The organism is Bacillus sp. RZ2MS9, assembly GCF_001816185.2.
Classification (GTDB): domain Bacteria; phylum Bacillota; class Bacilli; order Bacillales; family Bacillaceae_G; genus Bacillus_A; species Bacillus_A cereus.
On sequence record NZ_CP049978.1, the window covers coordinates 102,532 to 122,332 of the forward strand.

The following is a 19,801-nucleotide window of genomic DNA, read 5'->3' on the forward strand; positions in this document are numbered from 1 at the left end:
AGGTGTACCAATTATGGAAAAGCAAGTGAGAGTGCGCTATGCGCCAAGTCCAACAGGACACTTACATATCGGAAATGCGCGTACGGCATTATTTAATTATTTATTTGCTCGTCATTTAGATGGCAAATTTATTATTCGTATTGAAGATACTGATGTAAAACGTAACGTGGCTGGTGGAGAAGAAAGCCAATTAAAATACTTGAAATGGCTCGGTATGGACTGGGATGAAGGTGTTGATGTTGGTGGTGAATTTGGACCATATCGCCAAACAGAGCGTTTAGATATTTATAAAAAATTATATGAAGATTTATTAGAGCGTGGTCTAGCTTATAAATGTTATATGACAGAAGAAGAGCTAGAAGCAGAGCGTGAAGGACAAATCGCTCGCGGTGAAACACCTCGTTACGCAGGTAACCACCGTGAATTAACTGAAGAACAAGTGAAAGAATTTGAAGCTGAGGGACGTATTCCAAGTATTCGTTTCCGTGTACCAGCTGATCGTGACTACACATTCAAAGATATTGTAAAAGATGAAGTTGCGTTCCATTCAAATGATTTCGGTGATTTTGTTATTGTGAAAAAAGATGGAATTCCAACTTATAACTTTGCAGTAGCAGTAGATGATCATCTAATGGAAATTACACATGTACTTCGTGGTGATGATCATATTTCAAATACACCGAAACAAATGATGATTTATGAAGCTTTCGGCTGGGATATTCCACAATTCGGTCATATGACTCTAATTGTTAATGAAAGTCGTAAAAAGTTAAGTAAGCGTGATGAATCTATTATTCAATTTATTGAGCAATATAAAGAGCTTGGGTATCTTCCAGAAGCAATCTTTAACTTTATTGCACTACTAGGTTGGTCTCCGGTAGGAGAAGAAGAAATCTTCTCTAAAGATGAGTTTATCAAAATGTTCGATGCAGCTCGTTTATCAAAATCACCTGCATTATTTGATTCTCAAAAACTAAAATGGATGAACAACCAGTATATGAAAAAGCAAGATTTAGATACGGTTGTAGAGTTAAGCTTACCGCATTTAGTGAAAGCTGGACGTGTGGGAGAAACTTTAAGCGAACAAGACCAAGCTTGGATTCGTGATGTAATTGCTTTATACCATGAACAAATGAGTTTTGGAGCTGAAATTGTAGAGCTTTCTGAAATGTTCTTTAAAGATCATGTTGATTATGAAGAAGAAGGACAAGAAGTATTAAATGGTGAACAAGTACCTGAAGTACTTCGTGCATTTGCTGGTCAAATAGAAGCTCTAGAAGCAATGGAGCCAGCAGCAATTAAGGCAGCGATTAAAGCAGTTCAAAAGGAAACAGGACATAAAGGTAAAAATTTATTTATGCCAATCCGTGTTGCAACTACAGGACAAACGCATGGTCCAGAGCTTCCGAATGCTATTGCACTTCTTGGAAAAGAAAAAGTTTTAAATCGTCTTCAAAAAGTAATTGGTTAACATTTTCTAGGTTTAGAAATATAATAAGTATACCTAAAACCTAATAAGGAAAAGCGACGAGAAGGAGAAGTAGAAAATCAGGCTTTTTACAGAGAGAACCACCTTTAGGCTGGGAGTGGTTTATAAGCGGATTTTTGAAATGCCCCTTCGAGTCTTCTGCTGAACAGCGAATTGCTTCGTGGGATGTCTTAGGCCGCAAAGTAAGCAGAAGCGGTGTACACCGTTATCATGGATGAGTTTGAGGCTTTTTTAAGCCTAAACAGAGTGGAACCGCGCTTAAAAGGCGTCTCTGTCAATATGACAGAGACGCCTTTTTTTTTATACCGTGTAAATAGGTATGAATATAGAATTTATCTCCTTATATAAAGAATTAGGGGAGAAGTGATGAGTTAGGGGAGTTAGTTCGTTCGACAAAAAAGCAGCCCATAAAGGGGAGGGAACACCGATGTTTAAGAGGCTTCGGGAAGATATTGAAGTCGTTTTTGAACAGGATCCAGCGGCAAGAGGTTATTTCGAAGTCATTTTAACTTACTCTGGATTACATGCAGTTTGGGCCCATCGAATTGCACATGCTTTTTATAAAAGAAATTTTTTCTTTCTTGCACGTTTTGTTTCACAAGTGAGCCGCTTTTTTACTGGCATTGAGATCCATCCAGGAGCAACTATTGGTCGACGCTTTTTTATAGATCATGGAATGGGAGTTGTAATTGGAGAAACTTGTGAAATTGGTGATAATGTAACGATTTATCAAGGGGTTACATTAGGTGGTACAGGAAAAGAAAAAGGGAAGAGGCACCCAACAATTCAGGATAATGTATTAATTGCGACGGGTGCTAAAGTTCTTGGGTCTATTACTGTGGGAGAGAATTCTAAAATCGGAGCAGGGTCTGTCGTATTAAAAGAAGTTCCTGCACATTCTACAGTTGTAGGTATACCTGGCCGTGTCGTTATTCAAAATGGAGTAAAGATTGGTCAAGAATTAAATCACTCTGACCTTCCAGATCCGATTTTTGATAAATTAAAGGCTATGGAAGTAGAACTTGATAAATTGAAGAAACAATTGGAATTAAAGGTAGAAAGGAAGGATAAAAATGACTATTCACATTTATAATACGTTAACACGTCAAAAAGAAGAGTTTGTTCCATTAGAAGAAAATAAGGTAAAGATGTATGTATGCGGACCTACAGTTTATAACTACATTCATATTGGGAATGCAAGACCTCCTATGGTATTCGATACAGTGCGTCGTTATTTAGAATACAAAGGATACGATGTGCAATATGTATCTAACTTTACGGACGTAGATGATAAATTAATTAAAGCGGCAAATGAATTAGGTGAAGATGTACCAACGATTGCTGATCGTTTTGTTGAAGCGTACTTTGAAGATGTAACAGCACTAGGTTGCAAACACGCAACAGTTCATCCTCGTGTAACAGAAAATATGGATATCATTATTGAATTTATTCAAGAACTTGTGAATAAAGGGTATGCATATGAATCAGAGGGTGATGTGTACTTTAAGACGAAGGAATTCGAAGGTTACGGTAAATTATCACATCAACCAATCGCAGATTTACGTCACGGTGCTCGTATTGAGGTAGGGGAAAAGAAACAAGACCCTCTTGATTTTGCTTTATGGAAAGCTGCGAAAGAAGGAGAAATCTTCTGGGAAAGCCCTTGGGGGCAAGGACGTCCAGGATGGCATATTGAATGCTCAGCAATGGCGCGTAAGTACTTAGGGGATACAATTGACATTCATGCTGGTGGGCAAGACTTGGCGTTCCCGCATCATGAAAATGAAATTGCGCAGTCAGAGGCATTGACTGGAAAAACGTTTGCACGTTACTGGATGCATAATGGATATATTAATATTAACAATGAGAAGATGTCTAAATCGCTGGGTAACTTTATTTTAGTTCACGATATTATTAAGCAATACGACCCGCAGTTAATTAGATTCTTTATGTTATCAGTACACTATCGTCACCCGATTAACTTTAGTGAAGAGTTATTACAAAGTACGAATAATGGACTGGAAAGAATTAAAACAGCTTATGGAAACTTAAAGCATCGTATGGAGAGTAGTACGGATTTAACGGACCATAATGAGAAATGGTTAGCTGAAATAGAGAAATTCCAGACTGCATTTGAAGAGGCAATGAATGATGACTTTAACACTGCAAATGCAATTACCGAATTATACAACGTAGCAAATCATGCAAATCAATATTTACTTGAAGAGCATACATCTAAAGTTGTGATTGAAGCATACGTAAAACAACTGGAAACGTTATTTGATATTTTAGGATTAGAATTATCAAAAGAAGAATTACTGGATGAAGAAATTGAAGAGCTTATCCAAAAGCGCATTGAAGCTCGTAAAAATCGCGATTTCGCATTGTCTGATCAAATTCGTGACGATTTAAAAGAACGTAATATTATTTTAGAAGATACCGCTCAAGGTACAAGATGGAAAAGAGGATAAGGATGATTGATGCAAAGCAATTAAACAGCTTGGCGTTAGCGTATATGGGTGATGCGGTATATGAACAATATATCCGCTATCACCTCCTTCAAAAAGGAAAAGTTCGCCCTAATCAATTACATCGCTTAGGGACGAGCTTTGTTTCAGCAAAAGCACAGGCGAAAGTTGTTTATCATTTATTAGAGACGGCATTTTTGACAGAGGAAGAAGAGGCGGTATTAAGAAGAGGGCGTAATGCAAATTCAGGTACAGTTCCGAAAAATACGGATGTACAAACATATCGACATAGTACAGCCTTTGAAGCACTAATTGGTTATCATCATTTATTAAATAATCGTGAAAGATTAGACGAAATTGTATATAAGGCAATTGCAGTTTTAGAAGAAAAGGAAGGGGGCACATCATCATGACTAGTGAATATATTATCGGACGTAACCCTGTAATTGAAGCGTTAAGATCAGGGAGAGATATTAATAAAATTTGGATCGCAGAAGGTGCTGCCAAAGGACAAGTACAAATTGTACTAGCGTTAGCGAAAGAAAATAAGATTATTTTACAACATGCACCAAAGAAAAAGTTAGATCAATTAGTTGAGGGTAATCATCAAGGTGTAATTGCTCAAGTAGCTGCATATCAGTATGCAGAGTTAGAAGATTTATTCAAAGTGGCAGAAAAACGTAATGAAGATCCGTTCTTCTTGATTTTAGATGAGATTGAAGATCCGCATAACCTAGGTTCTATTATGCGTACTGCTGATGCAACAGGAGCTCATGGAATTATTATTCCGAAGAGAAGAGCTGTGGGACTTACCGCATCAGTTGCGAAAGCATCAACAGGAGCGATTGAATACATTCCTGTTGCGCGCGTAACAAACTTATCTCGTACAATTGATGAATTAAAAGAGCGTGGACTTTGGATTGCTGGTACAGATGCCAAAGGGAAAACGGATTACCGTAATTTAGATGGTACAATGCCGATTGGATTAGTAATTGGTAGTGAAGGAAAAGGTATGAGTCGTATTATTGGTGAAAAGTGTGATTTCTTAATCACTCTACCGATGGTTGGTAAAGTTACATCCTTAAATGCTTCAGTAGCCGCAAGTTTGTTAATGTATGAGGTATATCGTAAACGTCACGAAATTGGTAAATAAAAAATGAACGATATTTTAATCGTTGACGGCTACAACATTATCGGAGCTTGGGGAGATTTGAAGAAACTGCGGGATGTAGATTTACAATCATCAAGAGATGCGCTTATTGATAAGATGGCGGATTATCAAGGTTATACAGGCACAAAAGTGATGATAGTCTTTGATGCCTATACAGTCCATGGTATTGAAAAAAAGATGAAACAATCTCGTGTAGAAGTAATATTCACACGAAAGAATCAAACTGCAGACGAAAAGATAGAGCAACTTGCGATAGAGCTTAGAAATATAAATACACAAATATATGTTGCGACTTCTGATTATACAGAACAATGGGTTATATTTGCGCAAGGTGCCCTTCGAAAATCTGCGCGTGAATTAGAGTTGGAAGTACAAGCGATGGAACAACAAGTAAGAAGGCGTACAAAAGACGCGAAAGAACAGCAGCCCGCCATGCGAAAGATATTTAGTAAGGATATTACAGAAAAATTAGAAAAATTAAGAAGAGGAGAGCGTTGAAGCATTGACGCTCTTTATCTTTTTACTGTATAATATTGCTAAATAAATAGCGGTCGGAGGGATCAAGGTGGAAGCAGGCTTCGTAAGTATAGGCGACGTTACATTTCGTGATTTAGAGGATGAGGCAATCGTTGAGTTAGTTCGAAAAGGTAATACTGACGCTCTAGAATATTTAATTCACAAGTATAAGAACTTTGTTCGTGCGAAATCAAGATCTTACTTTTTAGTGGGTGCCGATCGAGAAGACATTGTTCAAGAAGGTATGATAGGGTTGTTTAAAGCAATTCGTGATTATAAAGAGGACAAGCTGTCTTCATTCAAAGCATTTGCTGAACTATGTATCACTCGACAAATTATTACCGCTATTAAAACGGCAACAAGACAAAAACATATTCCTTTAAATTCGTATGTGTCTTTAGATAAGCCGATTTACGATGAGGAATCTGATCGAACGTTATTGGATGTTATTTCTGAAGCGAAGGTGACTGATCCTGAAGAGATGATCATTAGCCAGGAAGAATATACAGACATAGAATCAAAAATATCTGAATTATTAAGCGATTTAGAAAGAAAAGTGCTTTCTTTATATTTAGATGGTCGTTCTTATCAAGAGATTTCAGAACAGTTAAACAGGCATGTGAAATCTATTGATAACGCTTTACAAAGAGTAAAGAGGAAATTGGAACGATATATGGAAATGAGAGAAAGTACAACTTTAAATTCATAAGAAGTAACAAGTGCTGCAGGTGTAAAATAAATCACCTGTTTTCTTTTGTAGAGAGTACAAAATGCATGTCATTGACATTGTCTTTTATTGTATGATACATTTTTAGGGACATAATGTTACAAGGTTGGTGTAACTAATGAGGAAAAAAGTTGTACTCTCATGTGAAGAGTGTAAAAATCGAAACTACTCTACTATGAAAGATACGAGCTCAATAGAGCGACTTGAAATAAAAAAGTTTTGTAAAACATGCAATCAGCATACAGTTCACAAGGAAACAAAATAAATAATTGAAATAATACACTGGAGGTCCCGCAGATGCGTTTAACGAACTTTTTCGGCGATGTAGGTCGCGAAATGAAAAAAGTAAGTTGGCCTAAAAAAGATGAATTACTCCGCTCAACAGCGACTGTTGTTGCTACAGTTGTGTTCTTTGCGATTTTCTTCGCAGTAGTTGATATGGGCATTTCTTCTTTAATTCGGTTAATTCTTGGTTAATTCTTGAATAAGAAGCACTTATCCATGATATAATGTTATTTATAAGAACTGTGTAAAAGCCCGGTGAACGGGTTTTTTCATTTGCGCAAAAAAATGTACGTCAGGGAGGGAAGGACGCTCGTCCTAAATGAATGGAAAAAAGTTGGTATGTTGTCCATACTTATTCTGGATATGAAAATAAAGTAAAAGCAAACCTAGAGAAACGTGTAGAATCAATGGGTATGCAAGATAAAATTTTCCGTGTTGTTGTCCCGGAAGAAGTAGAAGTAGAAATGAAAAACGGAAAAGAAAAATTAATGAAAAGAAAAGTGTTCCCAGGTTATGTATTAGTAGAATTAATCATGACTGATGACTCTTGGTATGTTGTACGTAACACGCCGGGTGTAACTGGGTTCGTTGGTTCTTCTGGTTCTGGATCTAAACCATCACCTCTATTAGAAGAGGAAGTTGTTACCATTATGAAACATATGGGAATGGACAACGAAGTGGTTGATTTCGACTTTGAACTTCATGAGACAGTACGTGTAAATGAGGGGCCATTCGCAGATTATACAGGTGCTATTGAAGAAATTGATGTGGAGAAGAAAAAGGTTAGCGTGCTTGTGGATATGTTTGGTCGCGAGACTCCAGTTGAACTTGACTTCCATCAAATTGAAAAATTATAAAATGAAACTTGAAATGAATTGTAAAAAGTGATAATATCTTTTAAGTCAGTACGTCTTCGTTATCGGAGACGTTTTTTGAAAGATTTTATCCTTACAGATAAAATATGACGTGGGAGGGCAAATCACTGTCCAATTGACCACATCACGGACTTAAGGAGGTGTGTCTCGTGGCTAAAAAGGTAATTAAAATGGTAAAGCTTCAAATTCCTGCAGGTAAAGCTAACCCAGCTCCACCAGTTGGTCCAGCATTAGGACAAGCAGGTGTTAACATCATGGGCTTCTGTAAAGAGTTTAACGCTCGTACAGCAGATCAAGCTGGTCTTATCATCCCTGTTGAAATTACGGTATTTGAGGACCGTTCATTCACTTTCATTACTAAAACTCCTCCTGCTGCTGTTCTTCTTAAGAAAGTAGCTGGTATTGAGTCTGGTTCTGGTGAACCAAACCGTAATAAAGTGGCAACTGTTAAGCGTGATAAAGTACGCGAAATCGCTGAAACTAAAATGCCTGACCTAAACGCTGCTAGCGTAGAAGCTGCAATGCGTATGGTTGAAGGTACTGCACGCAGTATGGGCATCGTTATCGAAGACTAATTCGATTTGTTTTTAAAAAAGGTTGCGGGTCTGGAATTCCAATTCGCAACCTTTATTATCGTAAATGATTATCGTTTTTAAATAAATGGATGGCGCTCATCCTCAGGTTATACCTGAAAACAGGCGTAAACGTGGGAGGTTATTCCGCTAAAACCACATTCGAGGAGGAAATAAAAATGGCTAAAAGAGGTAAAAAGTACGTAGAAGCTGCAAAGCTTGTTGATCGTGCAGCTGCTTACTCTGCAACAGAAGCAGTAGAATTAGTAAAGAAAACAAACACAGCTAAATTTGATGCAACTGTAGAAGCTGCATTCCGTTTAGGTGTTGACCCTAAGAAAGCTGACCAACAAATCCGTGGTGCAGTTGTTCTTCCACACGGTACTGGTAAAGTACAACGTGTATTAGTATTTGCTAAAGGTGAAAAGGCTAAAGAAGCTGAAGCTGCTGGAGCTGACTTCGTAGGCGATACTGATTACATCGGTAAAATCCAACAAGGTTGGTTCGATTTCGATGTAGTAGTAGCAACTCCTGACATGATGGGTGAAGTTGGTAAACTTGGTCGCGTATTAGGACCTAAAGGTTTAATGCCAAACCCTAAAACTGGAACAGTTACTTTCGATGTAACTAAAGCTGTTAACGAAATCAAAGCTGGTAAAGTTGAATACCGCGTTGATAAAGCTGGTAACATCCACGTTCCAATCGGTAAAGTATCTTTCGAAGATGCTAAATTAGTAGAAAACTTCAAAACAATTGCTGACACTTTACAAAAAGTTAAGCCAGCTGCTGCAAAAGGTACTTACATGAAGAACGTAACAGTTGCTTCTACAATGGGACCTGGCGTACGTGTAGACGTTTCTACATTAGCGTAAATTTTGGAAGTTGACTTCATAAAGAAGTTTTAATATAATCATTTATGTTGTGAATTTAATTAGTGTACCGTAGACAGTAGGTGTCAATAGACTTAATTTCCTACCTAGGTGTTAATATACGAAGCGGAATCTTTTTTCTGTGACTATATGCCTCCATGTCTACAAGTTGGGCATGGAGGTTTTTAGTGCACTTTCGGTACATCTTCTATATAATCTACAGGAGGTGTAATAACATGAGCAAAGTAATCGAAACTAAACAACAAGTTGTAACTGAAATCGCGGACAAACTTCGCGCTAGTAAATCTACAATCGTTGTTGACTACCGTGGTTTAACAGTTTCTGAAGCAACAGAATTACGTAAGCAATTACGTGAAGCTGGCGTTGAGTTCAAAGTTTACAAAAACTCTCTAACTCGTCGTGCTGCAGAATCTGCTGAAATGGCTGAGTTAAATGAATTCTTAACAGGACCAAACGCAATCGCGTTCAGTAACGAGGATGTAGTTGCTCCTGCGAAAGTATTAAACGACTTCGCTAAAGATCATGAAGCTTTAGAAATTAAAGCGGGCGTAATCGAAGGTAAACTTGTAACACTTGATGAGGTTAAAGCAATCGCTACTCTTCCATCACGTGAAGGCTTACTTTCTATGCTTCTTAGCGTTCTTCAAGCTCCAATCCGTAACCTTGCACTTGCTACTAAAGCAGTTGCAGACCAAAAGGAAGAGCAAGGCGCTTAATTTTTTAAAAGATAATTACGTATTATCGATAAAACAATACAAACCTATTTAAGGGAGGATATTTACAATGACTAAAGAACAAATCATTGAAGCAGTTAAATCTATGACTGTATTAGAACTTAACGACTTAGTAAAAGCTATCGAGGAAGAATTCGGCGTAACTGCTGCTGCTCCTGTAGCTGTTGCTGGTGGCGCTGGAGAAGCTGCTGCTGAGAAAACTGAATTTGATGTGGAACTAACTAGCGCTGGTGCACAAAAAATCAAAGTTATCAAAGTTGTTCGTGAAATCACTGGTCTTGGCTTAAAAGAAGCTAAAGAATTAGTTGACAACACTCCAAAAGTAATCAAAGAAGCTGCTGCTAAAGAAGAAGCTGAAGAAATCAAAGCTAAACTTGAAGAAGTTGGCGCTGCTGTAGAAGTTAAGTAATTAACTTTTGATGCTTTAAAAAAAGCTCGCTCTCATGCGAGCTTTTTTTTTAACTGTAAAGAAAAGAGGTGGCCATATGGCAGACCATTATTTTTCTAACGACCCTTCTAGTAAAAGTGATCGTAAGCGATGGGAGTTTGCCCTTCGTGGATCTCGATTCACTTTCTTATCTGACCATGGGGTGTTCTCGAAAAACGAAGTGGACTTTGGTTCCCGTCTTTTAATTGAAGCGTTTCAAATGCCAGATATTAAAGGTGATATATTAGACGTAGGTTGCGGATACGGTCCTATTGGTTTGTCGTTAGCGAAAGAGTTTCAAGGTCGTGAAGTTCACATGGTGGATGTGAACGAGAGGGCACTTGGGCTTGCGAAAGAAAACGCCGCTAATAACAAAATCGAGAATATACGTATTTTTCAAAGTAGCGTCTATGAAAATGTAGATGGTAAGTATGCTGCTATTCTATCTAACCCTCCAATTCGTGCGGGTAAAGATATCGTACATGAGATTTTAGAAAAAGCTGTGGAGTATTTAGTTCCAGATGGAGAGCTTTGGATTGTTATTCAAAAGAAACAAGGTGCACCGTCTGCGCTAAAAAAACTAGAAGAAGTATTTTCTGAAGTTGAGGTTGTAGAAAAGAAAAAAGGATATTATATCATAAAATCAAAAAAACGTTGACGGTTATTTTTGGCTATGTTAACATTATACAATGCCAATATATGATTTTCTGCGTTGAGAAAGATGTATATTTTTGTTTCTCTTGGAAAAGATAGTAAAATCAGCAGATTATGAAACAGAATGATGGTTTTCTTATAGAAGCCATTTTTCTTTTTTGAGCAGGTAGAAAGACTCAACGTATTTATCTTTAAGAGAAAGAGACTACGCTAATAGCAGTAGTTGTATTTATTTGTGATTTTGCACAAATTTTTTTGTGCATTTATAATACTCATGATTTGAGGGGTGAAGCAGTTGACAGGTCAACTAGTTCAATACGGACGCCACCGCCAACGAAGAAGTTATGCCCGTATTAGTGAAGTATTAGAGTTACCAAATCTTATCGAAATTCAAACCTCTTCTTATCAGTGGTTTCTTGATGAGGGTTTGCGAGAAATGTTCCAAGACATTTCTCCGATTGAAGACTTTACGGGAAATCTATCGCTTGAATTTATCGACTACAGCTTAGGTGAACCTAAATACTCTGTAGACGAATGCAAAGAGCGTGATGTGACGTATGCAGCACCACTTCGTGTAAAAGTGCGTCTAATCAACAAGGAAACTGGTGAAGTAAAAGAACAAGATGTGTTCATGGGAGATTTCCCACTCATGACAGAGACTGGAACATTCGTAATTAACGGTGCAGAACGTGTTATCGTTTCCCAGTTAGTTCGCTCTCCAAGCGTATACTATAGTGGCAAAGTGGATAAAAACGGAAAACGTGGTTTTACTGCTACTGTAATTCCAAACCGCGGAGCTTGGTTAGAGTATGAGACAGATGCTAAGGATGTTGTATATGTGCGTATTGACCGTACGCGTAAACTTCCTGTAACTGTTTTGTTACGCGCATTAGGGTTTGGCTCTGATCAAGAAATCACCGAGCTTTTAGGTGATAACGAATACTTAAGCAACACATTAGAAAAAGACAACACAGATAGCACAGAAAAAGCATTGCTTGAAATTTATGAGCGTCTACGTCCTGGTGAACCACCAACAGTAGAAAATGCTAAGAGCTTACTTGTGTCTCGTTTCTTCGATCCAAAGCGCTACGATTTAGCAAATGTAGGTCGCTATAAGATCAACAAGAAGTTACACATTAAAAACAGATTGTTTAATCAACGTTTAGCTGAAACATTAGTGGATCCAGAAACTGGTGAAATTTTAGCGGCAGAAGGAACAATCTTAGATCGTCGTACACTTGATCGCATTTTACCTTACTTAGAGAAAAACATTGGATTCAAAACAGCGAAACCAATGGGTGGAGTGGTAGAAGGCGATGTTGAGCTGCAATCTATTAAGATTTATGCTCCTGAGTCGGAAGGCGAACGCGTAATTAATGTAATTGGTAATGCAAACATTACTCGTGATGTGAAACACATCACACCAGGTGATATCCTTGCTTCTATCAGTTACTTCTTCAACCTACTATACAAAGTAGGGGATACAGATGATATTGACCATTTAGGAAACCGTCGTCTGCGTTCTGTTGGAGAACTATTACAAAATCAATTCCGTATCGGTCTTTCTCGTATGGAACGTGTTGTTCGTGAGAGAATGTCGATCCAAGATACAAATGCGATTACACCACAGGCACTAATTAATATTCGTCCTGTTATTGCATCTATTAAAGAGTTCTTCGGAAGTTCTCAGTTATCTCAGTTTATGGACCAAACAAACCCATTAGCAGAGTTAACTCACAAACGAAGACTATCTGCATTAGGACCTGGTGGTTTAACGCGTGAGCGCGCAGGCTTTGAAGTGCGTGACGTTCATTACTCTCACTACGGTCGTATGTGTCCGATTGAAACACCAGAGGGACCAAACATCGGTTTGATTAACTCATTATCTTCGTTCGCGAAAGTAAATGAGTTTGGTTTCATTGAAACACCATACCGTCGTGTTGACCCAGAAACTGGTCTTGTAACAGGGCATGTTGATTACTTAACAGCAGATGAAGAAGATAATTATGTTGTAGCCCAAGCGAATATGAAATTATCTGACGAAGGTGAATTCCTAAGTGAAGATATCGTAGCTCGTTTCCGTGGTGAAAACATTGTCACAAATAGAGAACGCATCGACTACATGGATGTATCTCCAAAACAAGTAGTGTCGGCAGCGACAGCTTGTATTCCGTTCTTAGAAAACGATGACTCTAACCGCGCACTTATGGGAGCGAACATGCAACGTCAGGCGGTTCCGTTAATGAATCCGGAATCTCCGATTGTAGGTACAGGTATGGAGTACGTATCAGCAAAAGACTCAGGTGCTGCAGTAATCTGTAAACATCCTGGTGTTGTTGAGCGCGTAGAAGCACGTGAAGTTTGGGTACGTCGCTATGTAGAAGTTGACGGTCAAACAGTAAAAGGCGACTTAGATCGCTACAAAATGCAAAAATTCATTCGTTCTAACCAAGGAACTTGTTACAACCAACGTCCAATCGTAAGTGTTGGAAATGAAGTTGTAAAAGGTGAAATCCTTGCGGATGGTCCTTCTATGGAATTAGGTGAACTAGCACTTGGACGTAACGTGCTTGTTGGCTTCATGACTTGGGACGGTTATAACTACGAGGATGCGATCATCATGAGTGAGCGCCTTGTAAAAGATGATGTGTACACTTCTATTCATATTGAAGAATATGAATCAGAAGCTCGTGATACGAAGCTTGGACCAGAAGAAATTACACGTGACATTCCAAACGTTGGGGAAGACGCATTACGTAACCTTGACGAGCGCGGTATCATTCGCGTTGGTGCTGAAGTAAAAGATGGAGATTTACTTGTTGGTAAAGTAACACCTAAAGGTGTAACAGAATTAACAGCTGAAGAACGTCTATTACATGCTATCTTTGGAGAAAAAGCGCGTGAAGTACGTGATACATCACTACGTGTACCACACGGTGGTGGCGGTATTATCTTAGACGTAAAAGTATTCAACCGTGAAGATGGCGATGAATTGCCACCAGGCGTGAATCAACTTGTACGTGCATATATCGTTCAAAAACGTAAAATTTCTGAAGGTGACAAGATGGCCGGACGTCACGGTAACAAAGGTGTTATTTCTCGTATTTTACCAGAAGAAGATATGCCTTACTTACCAGACGGTACGCCAATCGATATCATGTTAAACCCATTAGGGGTACCATCTCGTATGAATATCGGTCAGGTATTAGAGCTTCATCTTGGTATGGCAGCAAGATACCTTGGCATTCACATTGCAACACCAGTATTCGATGGTGCTCGTGAGGAAGATGTTTGGGGCACAATTGAAGAAGCTGGTATGGCAAATGACGCGAAAACAATCCTGTATGACGGACGTACTGGTGAACCATTCGATAACCGCGTATCTGTTGGTGTCATGTATATGATCAAACTTGCGCACATGGTTGACGATAAACTTCATGCTCGTTCTACTGGACCATACTCACTTGTAACGCAGCAACCTCTTGGAGGTAAAGCTCAGTTCGGTGGACAGCGTTTCGGTGAGATGGAGGTTTGGGCACTTGAAGCTTACGGTGCTGCTTATACTCTTCAAGAAATCTTAACAGTGAAGTCTGATGATGTTGTTGGACGTGTTAAGACTTATGAAGCAATTGTTAAAGGCGAAAATGTTCCAGAACCAGGCGTTCCTGAATCATTCAAAGTATTGATTAAAGAGCTGCAAAGTTTAGGTATGGACGTTAAAATGATGTCTAGCGACGATACAGAAATTGAAATGCGTGATACAGAAGATGACGATGATCATCAATCAGCAGATAAATTGAATGTCGAAGTAGAGACAACTAAGGAATAATTGGGATAACCTGTAGACTAAAAGGGAGGTAGGCCCCTTGATAGATGTAAATAACTTTGAATATATGAAGATTGGACTTGCTTCACCTGACAAGATTCGTTCTTGGTCATACGGTGAAGTTAAGAAACCAGAAACTATTAACTATCGTACGTTAAAGCCTGAAAAAGATGGCTTGTTCTGTGAGCGTATTTTCGGACCACAAAAGGACTGGGAATGTCATTGCGGAAAATACAAACGTGTACGTTATAAAGGTGTAGTTTGTGATCGATGTGGCGTTGAAGTAACGCGTGCAAAAGTACGTCGTGAACGTATGGGTCATATCGAATTAGCTGCTCCTGTATCTCATATTTGGTATTTCAAAGGTATCCCGAGCCGCATGGGACTTGTCTTAGACATGTCCCCTCGCGCGCTTGAAGAAGTAATTTATTTCGCTTCTTATGTTGTAACAGAAAGTGGAGATACACCACTTGATAAGAAGCAATTACTTTCTGAAAAAGAATACCGTGCATATCGTGATCGATATGGTAGCACATTCCAAGCTGCTATGGGTGCAGAAGCAATTAAAAAGCTACTACAAGACATCGATTTAGATAAAGAAGTGGACTTCTTAAAAGAAGAATTAAAAACAGCACAAGGACAACGCCGTACTCGTGCTATTAAACGTCTAGAAGTATTAGAAGCATTCCGTAACTCTGGAAATGAACCGTCTTGGATGATCTTAGATGTTCTACCAGTAATTCCACCAGAACTACGCCCAATGGTACAGTTAGACGGTGGACGTTTTGCTACTTCTGACTTAAACGACTTATACCGTCGTGTAATTAACCGTAACAATCGTTTAAAACGTCTATTGGACTTAGGTGCACCAAGCATCATCGTTCAAAACGAAAAACGTATGTTACAAGAAGCTGTAGACGCATTAATCGATAATGGTCGTCGTGGCCGTCCAGTTACTGGACCAGGTAACCGTCCATTAAAATCACTATCTCACATGCTTAAAGGTAAACAAGGACGTTTCCGTCAAAACTTATTAGGTAAACGTGTTGACTACTCTGGTCGTTCTGTAATCGTTGTAGGACCGAACTTAAAGATGTATCAATGTGGATTACCAAAAGAAATGGCGCTTGAACTGTTCAAACCTTTCGTAATGAAAGAGTTAGTTGAAAAAGGATTAGCACATAACATTAAGAGTGCGAAACGTAAAATCGAGCGTGTACAACCTGAAGTTTGGGACGTTTTAGAGTCTGTGATTAAAGAACATCCAGTACTTCTAAACCGCGCACCAACACTTCACCGTCTTGGTATCCAGGCGTTTGAACCTACATTAGTAGAAGGTCGCGCAATCCGTCTTCACCCACTTGTATGTACTGCATACAACGCGGACTTTGACGGTGACCAAATGGCCGTTCACGTACCTTTATCATCAGAAGCTCAAGCTGAAGCTCGTCTTCTTATGTTAGCGGCACAAAACATCTTGAACCCGAAAGACGGTAAACCAGTTGTTACTCCATCTCAGGATATGGTATTAGGTAACTATTACTTAACACTTGAGCGTGAAGGTGCAATCGGTGAAGGTATGGTCTTCAAAGATGCAAACGAAGCATTGCTTGCATATCAAAATGGATATGTTCATCTTCATACACGTGTTGCAGTAGCTGCAAGTGCAGTAAACAACGCAACATTTACTGAAGAGCAAAAGAGTATGCTTCTATTAACAACAGTTGGTAAATTAATATTTAACGAAATCTTACCAGAGTCGTTCCCTTATATTAATGAACCAACAAATTCAAACCTTGAAAAAGAAACACCAGCGAAATATTTCGTTGAAAAAGGTGCGAACATTAAAGAAATTATTGCTAGTCGCGAAGAAGTGGCGCCATTTAGCAAGAAAATCCTTGGTAACATCATTGCGGAAGTATTCAAACGTTTCCAAATTACAGAAACTTCTCGCATGCTTGACCGTATGAAAAACTTAGGATTCAAGTACTCTACAAAAGCTGGTATTACAGTTGGGGTATCTGACATTCTTGTATTAGGCGAAAAAGATGAAATTCTCCACGAAGCACAAGCAAAAGTAGATAATGTAATTAAACAATTCCGTCGCGGTTTAATCACGGAAGAAGAACGTTACGATCGCGTTATCTCTATTTGGAGTAATGCAAAAGATGTTATCCAAGGAAAACTGATGAAATCCTTGAATAAACGCAACCCAATCTTCATGATGAGTGACTCAGGTGCCCGTGGTAACGCATCTAACTTTACTCAGCTTGCTGGTATGCGTGGTCTTATGGCCAATCCATCTGGTCGTATCATCGAACTTCCAATCAAATCGAGTTTCCGTGAAGGTTTAACAGTACTTGAGTACTTCATCTCTACGCACGGTGCGCGTAAAGGTCTTGCTGATACAGCACTTAAAACTGCCGATTCTGGTTACTTAACACGTCGTCTTGTTGACGTTGCACAAGATGTAATCGTTCGTGAAGATGATTGTGGAACAGATCGCGGTTTATTAATCGGTGCGATTAAAGAGGGTAATGAAGTTATCGAGTCATTATATGATCGTCTTGTTGGACGTTTTGCAAGAAAAACTGTAAAACATCCTGAAACAGGTGAAGTATTAGTTGCTGAAAATCAATTAATTACTGAAGATATCGCTCATATCGTTGAAAATTCGGGTGTTGAAACTGTAAACATTCGTTCAGCGTTTACGTGTAACACTCGCCACGGTGTATGTAAGAAGTGTTACGGTCGTAACTTAGCAACTGGAACAGACGTAGAAGTAGGAGAAGCGGTAGGTATTATCGCAGCTCAATCTATCGGTGAGCCAGGTACACAGTTAACGATGCGTACATTCCATACAGGTGGGGTTGCCGGAGATGATATCACTCAAGGTTTACCTCGTATCCAAGAGATCTTCGAAGCTCGTAATCCGAAAGGTCAGGCAGTTATTAGTGAAATCGACGGTGTTATCGCAGCGATCAACGACGTTAAAGATCGCCAAGAAGTAGTTGTACAGGGTGAAGTTGAAGCTCGTACGTATGCTATTCCTTACGGTGCTCGTCTGAAAGTAACTCCAGGACAGCCAATTAGCCACGGTAAAGAGTTAACAGAAGGTTCTATTGATCCGAAAGAATTACTAAAAGTAACGGACATTACGGCGGTTCAAGAATACTTATTACGTGAAGTTCAAAAAGTATACCGTATGCAAGGGGTAGAAATTGGTGACAAACACGTAGAAGTAATGGTACGTCAAATGTTACGTAAAGTTCGTGTAAGTGATGCAGGTGAAACAGATGTATTACCAGGAACATTACTAGATATCCATCAGTTCACTGATGCGAATGCTAAGGTCTTACTGCAAGGTAAGCAACCAGCAACAGCTAGACCTGTTCTACTTGGTATTACAAAAGCTTCACTTGAAACAGATTCATTCTTATCTGCAGCATCGTTCCAAGAAACAACTCGTGTCTTAACTGATGCAGCAATTAAGGGTAAACGCGATGAACTTCTAGGATTAAAAGAAAATGTTATTATCGGTAAACTTGTTCCTGCTGGAACAGGTATGAATCGTTATCGCAAAGTGGATCTTGTAAAAACAACACAAGATGACATGAATGTAGAAAACGATGAGGTTTATGTGGAACAGTAAAATTTTCCGGCATAAATTTTGTATAAAAACAATTAATCTTAGTTGACATTGTATGAGTCAAAATGTTACTATAATCAAGGTTGCTCCTGAACGATGCTTTGGAGGATATTTATATGTCTTATCAAAAAGTATCAACTGCTGAAAATGTAGTCGTTGGTCATAAACGCACATTGGAGGCAATCAAAAATGGTACAGTTAAAGAAGTTGTCATCGCAGAGGATGCTGACATGCGGTTAACCCATGCTATCATTCGTGTTGCAATGCAATATAACGTGCCCATAACAAAAGTTGAATCAGTTCGTAAGCTTGGTAAAGCTTCGGGGATTCAAGTGGGAGCTTCAGCAATAGGAATAATAAGTTAAAACTGTTTTTGTGAGGAGAGAGCATTTGCTCTTCCTTGCAAAAACTTTGTTTTCAACTAATAATGAACCACCTGGATATGTGGTCATACAAACATGCGAAGGGAGGATAATCAAATGCCTACTATTAACCAATTAGTGAGAAATGGTCGTACTGATAAAGTATGGAAATCTAAATCACCTGCGTTAAACAAAGGTTTTAACTCTTTAAAGAAAAAATCAACTGATATCTCTGCACCTCAAAAACGTGGTGTATGTACTCGTGTTGGTACAATGACTCCAAAGAAACCTAACTCAGCGTTACGTAAATACGCTCGTGTACGTTTAACAAACGGTATCGAGGTTACAGCTTACATCCCAGGTATCGGTCATAACCTACAAGAGCATAGCGTAGTATTAATTCGCGGTGGTCGTGTAAAGGATTTACCGGGGGTACGTTACCACATCGTTCGTGGTGCGCTTGACACAGCTGGTGTTGACAAACGTATGCAAGGACGTTCTAAATATGGTACTAAGAGACCAAAACCTGCTAAAAAATAATAACTTTAAAATGAAAGGAGGAACTCAATATGCCTCGTAAAGGACCTGTTGCGAAACGTGACGTGTTACCAGATCCAATGTACAATTCGAAGCTAGTAACACGCCTTATCAACAAAATGATGGTTGACGGTAAAAAAGGTAAATCTCAAACAATTCTTTATAATGCGTTCGATATCGTAAACGAACGTACTGGTAAAGAGCCAATGGAAGTATTCGAGCAAGCTCTTAAGAACATCATGCCTGTTCTTGAAGTACGCGCTCGTCGTGTTGGTGGTGCTAACTACCAAGTTCCAGTTGAGGTTCGTCCAGAACGCCGTACAACTTTAGGTCTTCGTTGGTTAGTAAACTACGCTCGTCTTCGTGGTGAAAAAACTATGGAAGAGCGTCTTGCTAACGAAATCTTAGATGCAGCTAACAACGCTGGTGCATCTGTTAAGAAACGTGAAGACACTCATAAAATGGCAGAAGCTAACAAAGCATTTGCTCATTACCGTTGGTAGGATTCAACGTAAAATAAATGTAAGCATAAACCGCTTTATTTGTCGCTTATGGAAGTGTGGAGAGGGAGAATGCCTCTCCCTTTCATCGGGCGCTCGTTTTACATAATGAGAGTACT

General features: G+C 39.0%; 20 protein-coding genes and 2 other annotated features. All 20 genes read left to right on the forward strand.

All coding sequences use genetic code 11. The features are described 5' to 3' along the window. Positions 1-13: 13 nt before the first annotated feature. The 20 genes from gltX to rpsG all read left to right on the forward strand — a co-directional run bounded on the left by gltX (position 14) and on the right by rpsG (position 19,685). Positions 14-1,471 (forward strand): glutamate--tRNA ligase, encoded by a 1,458-nt coding sequence (gltX, locus tag BHV55_RS00555; RefSeq protein ID WP_000415143.1) that lies wholly within the window; start codon positions 14-16, stop codon positions 1,469-1,471. Between the two features lie 47 nt (positions 1,472-1,518). Further along, positions 1,519-1,765 (forward strand) — a binding site (T-box leader). A 151-nt stretch (positions 1,766-1,916) separates the two neighbouring features. Then, positions 1,917-2,582 (forward strand): serine O-acetyltransferase, encoded by a 666-nt coding sequence (cysE, locus tag BHV55_RS00560; RefSeq protein ID WP_000476497.1) that lies wholly within the window; start codon positions 1,917-1,919, stop codon positions 2,580-2,582. Next, positions 2,563-3,960, forward strand: a complete 1,398-nt coding sequence (gene cysS, locus BHV55_RS00565; RefSeq protein WP_000152276.1) for a cysteine--tRNA ligase — start codon at positions 2,563-2,565, stop codon at positions 3,958-3,960. Before cysE ends, cysS begins: the two co-directional genes overlap by 20 nt. A gap of 2 nt (positions 3,961-3,962) precedes the next feature. After that, positions 3,963-4,370, forward strand: coding sequence for a Mini-ribonuclease 3 (locus tag BHV55_RS00570; RefSeq protein WP_000564261.1), 408 nt, complete (start codon positions 3,963-3,965; stop codon positions 4,368-4,370). Further along, positions 4,367-5,110 (forward strand): 23S rRNA (guanosine(2251)-2'-O)-methyltransferase RlmB, encoded by a 744-nt coding sequence (gene rlmB, locus BHV55_RS00575; protein WP_000200237.1) that lies wholly within the window; start codon positions 4,367-4,369, stop codon positions 5,108-5,110. The genes BHV55_RS00570 and rlmB overlap by 4 nt, the downstream gene beginning before the upstream one ends. 3 nt (positions 5,111-5,113) lie before the next feature. Beyond that, positions 5,114-5,626: an NYN domain-containing protein gene (locus BHV55_RS00580; protein ID WP_000997880.1), complete on the forward strand. Its 513-nt coding sequence runs from the start codon at positions 5,114-5,116 to the stop codon at positions 5,624-5,626. Positions 5,627-5,693: 67 nt separating this feature from the next. Further along, on the forward strand, positions 5,694-6,353 hold the full coding sequence (locus tag BHV55_RS00585) for an RNA polymerase factor sigma-70 (RefSeq protein WP_000387193.1): 660 nt from the start codon (positions 5,694-5,696) through the stop codon (positions 6,351-6,353). Positions 6,354-6,489: 136 nt separating this feature from the next. Continuing rightward, a complete protein-coding gene (gene rpmG / locus BHV55_RS00590) occupies positions 6,490-6,636 on the forward strand; it encodes a 50S ribosomal protein L33 (RefSeq protein ID WP_014481927.1) in 147 nt (48 codons plus the stop codon). Positions 6,637-6,668: 32 nt separating this feature from the next. Then, positions 6,669-6,848 carry a preprotein translocase subunit SecE gene (secE, locus tag BHV55_RS00595; protein WP_001241323.1) on the forward strand — a complete coding sequence of 60 codons (180 nt, stop codon included), beginning with the start codon at positions 6,669-6,671 and terminating at the stop codon, positions 6,846-6,848. A 131-nt stretch (positions 6,849-6,979) separates the two neighbouring features. Continuing rightward, on the forward strand, positions 6,980-7,513 hold the full coding sequence (gene nusG / locus BHV55_RS00600; protein ID WP_000415794.1) for a transcription termination/antitermination protein NusG: 534 nt from the start codon (positions 6,980-6,982) through the stop codon (positions 7,511-7,513). Between the two features lie 167 nt (positions 7,514-7,680). After that, positions 7,681-8,106 (forward strand): 50S ribosomal protein L11, encoded by a 426-nt coding sequence (gene rplK, locus BHV55_RS00605; protein WP_001085872.1) that lies wholly within the window; start codon positions 7,681-7,683, stop codon positions 8,104-8,106. 176 nt (positions 8,107-8,282) lie between these two features. Continuing rightward, the gene (gene rplA / locus BHV55_RS00610) at positions 8,283-8,975 is read left to right on the forward strand and encodes a 50S ribosomal protein L1 (RefSeq protein WP_001987630.1); all 693 of its coding nucleotides are present in this window, start codon (positions 8,283-8,285) and stop codon (positions 8,973-8,975) included. A gap of 49 nt (positions 8,976-9,024) precedes the next feature. Further along, positions 9,025-9,169 (forward strand) — a sequence feature (ribosomal protein L10 leader region). A 39-nt stretch (positions 9,170-9,208) separates the two neighbouring features. Next, positions 9,209-9,709: a 50S ribosomal protein L10 gene (rplJ, locus tag BHV55_RS00615; protein ID WP_000048716.1), complete on the forward strand. Its 501-nt coding sequence runs from the start codon at positions 9,209-9,211 to the stop codon at positions 9,707-9,709. 67 nt (positions 9,710-9,776) lie between these two features. Then, on the forward strand, positions 9,777-10,136 hold the full coding sequence (gene rplL, locus BHV55_RS00620) for a 50S ribosomal protein L7/L12 (RefSeq protein WP_000159736.1): 360 nt from the start codon (positions 9,777-9,779) through the stop codon (positions 10,134-10,136). Between the two features lie 76 nt (positions 10,137-10,212). Further along, positions 10,213-10,812: a class I SAM-dependent methyltransferase gene (locus tag BHV55_RS00625; protein WP_000763262.1), complete on the forward strand. Its 600-nt coding sequence runs from the start codon at positions 10,213-10,215 to the stop codon at positions 10,810-10,812. 291 nt (positions 10,813-11,103) lie between these two features. Further along, complete coding sequence (gene rpoB / locus BHV55_RS00630) at positions 11,104-14,637, forward strand: DNA-directed RNA polymerase subunit beta (RefSeq protein WP_000147553.1); 3,534 nt, start codon at positions 11,104-11,106, stop codon at positions 14,635-14,637. Between the two features lie 37 nt (positions 14,638-14,674). Further along, complete coding sequence (gene rpoC / locus BHV55_RS00635) at positions 14,675-18,286, forward strand: DNA-directed RNA polymerase subunit beta' (RefSeq protein ID WP_000567939.1); 3,612 nt, start codon at positions 14,675-14,677, stop codon at positions 18,284-18,286. A 113-nt stretch (positions 18,287-18,399) separates the two neighbouring features. Continuing rightward, on the forward strand, positions 18,400-18,648 hold the full coding sequence (locus tag BHV55_RS00640; RefSeq protein WP_000121837.1) for a 50S ribosomal protein L7ae-like protein: 249 nt from the start codon (positions 18,400-18,402) through the stop codon (positions 18,646-18,648). A 114-nt stretch (positions 18,649-18,762) separates the two neighbouring features. Then, positions 18,763-19,185, forward strand: a complete 423-nt coding sequence (gene rpsL, locus BHV55_RS00645; protein ID WP_001142341.1) for a 30S ribosomal protein S12 — start codon at positions 18,763-18,765, stop codon at positions 19,183-19,185. 29 nt (positions 19,186-19,214) lie between these two features. Beyond that, positions 19,215-19,685 carry a 30S ribosomal protein S7 gene (gene rpsG, locus BHV55_RS00650; protein WP_001137491.1) on the forward strand — a complete coding sequence of 157 codons (471 nt, stop codon included), beginning with the start codon at positions 19,215-19,217 and terminating at the stop codon, positions 19,683-19,685. Positions 19,686-19,801 lie beyond the last annotated feature (116 nt).

Excerpts from the sequence above, each read along its gene's own strand:
- gltX (WP_000415143.1), top strand. The coding sequence starts at position 14 with ATGGAAAAGCAAGTGAGAGTGCGCTATGCGCCAAGTCCAACAGGACAC.
- cysE (WP_000476497.1), top strand. The coding sequence starts at position 1,917 with ATGTTTAAGAGGCTTCGGGAAGATATTGAAGTCGTTTTTGAACAGGAT.
- cysS (WP_000152276.1), top strand. The coding sequence starts at position 2,563 with ATGACTATTCACATTTATAATACGTTAACACGTCAAAAAGAAGAGTTT.
- BHV55_RS00570 (WP_000564261.1), top strand. The coding sequence starts at position 3,963 with ATGATTGATGCAAAGCAATTAAACAGCTTGGCGTTAGCGTATATGGGT.
- rlmB (WP_000200237.1), top strand. The coding sequence starts at position 4,367 with ATGACTAGTGAATATATTATCGGACGTAACCCTGTAATTGAAGCGTTA.
- BHV55_RS00580 (WP_000997880.1), top strand. The coding sequence starts at position 5,114 with ATGAACGATATTTTAATCGTTGACGGCTACAACATTATCGGAGCTTGG.
- rpmG (WP_014481927.1), top strand. The coding sequence starts at position 6,490 with ATGAGGAAAAAAGTTGTACTCTCATGTGAAGAGTGTAAAAATCGAAAC.
- secE (WP_001241323.1), top strand. The coding sequence starts at position 6,669 with ATGCGTTTAACGAACTTTTTCGGCGATGTAGGTCGCGAAATGAAAAAA.
- nusG (WP_000415794.1), top strand. The coding sequence starts at position 6,980 with ATGGAAAAAAGTTGGTATGTTGTCCATACTTATTCTGGATATGAAAAT.
- rplA (WP_001987630.1), top strand. The coding sequence starts at position 8,283 with ATGGCTAAAAGAGGTAAAAAGTACGTAGAAGCTGCAAAGCTTGTTGAT.
- rplJ (WP_000048716.1), top strand. The coding sequence starts at position 9,209 with ATGAGCAAAGTAATCGAAACTAAACAACAAGTTGTAACTGAAATCGCG.
- rplL (WP_000159736.1), top strand. The coding sequence starts at position 9,777 with ATGACTAAAGAACAAATCATTGAAGCAGTTAAATCTATGACTGTATTA.
- BHV55_RS00625 (WP_000763262.1), top strand. The coding sequence starts at position 10,213 with ATGGCAGACCATTATTTTTCTAACGACCCTTCTAGTAAAAGTGATCGT.
- BHV55_RS00640 (WP_000121837.1), top strand. The coding sequence starts at position 18,400 with ATGTCTTATCAAAAAGTATCAACTGCTGAAAATGTAGTCGTTGGTCAT.
- rpsL (WP_001142341.1), top strand. The coding sequence starts at position 18,763 with ATGCCTACTATTAACCAATTAGTGAGAAATGGTCGTACTGATAAAGTA.
- rpsG (WP_001137491.1), top strand. The coding sequence starts at position 19,215 with ATGCCTCGTAAAGGACCTGTTGCGAAACGTGACGTGTTACCAGATCCA.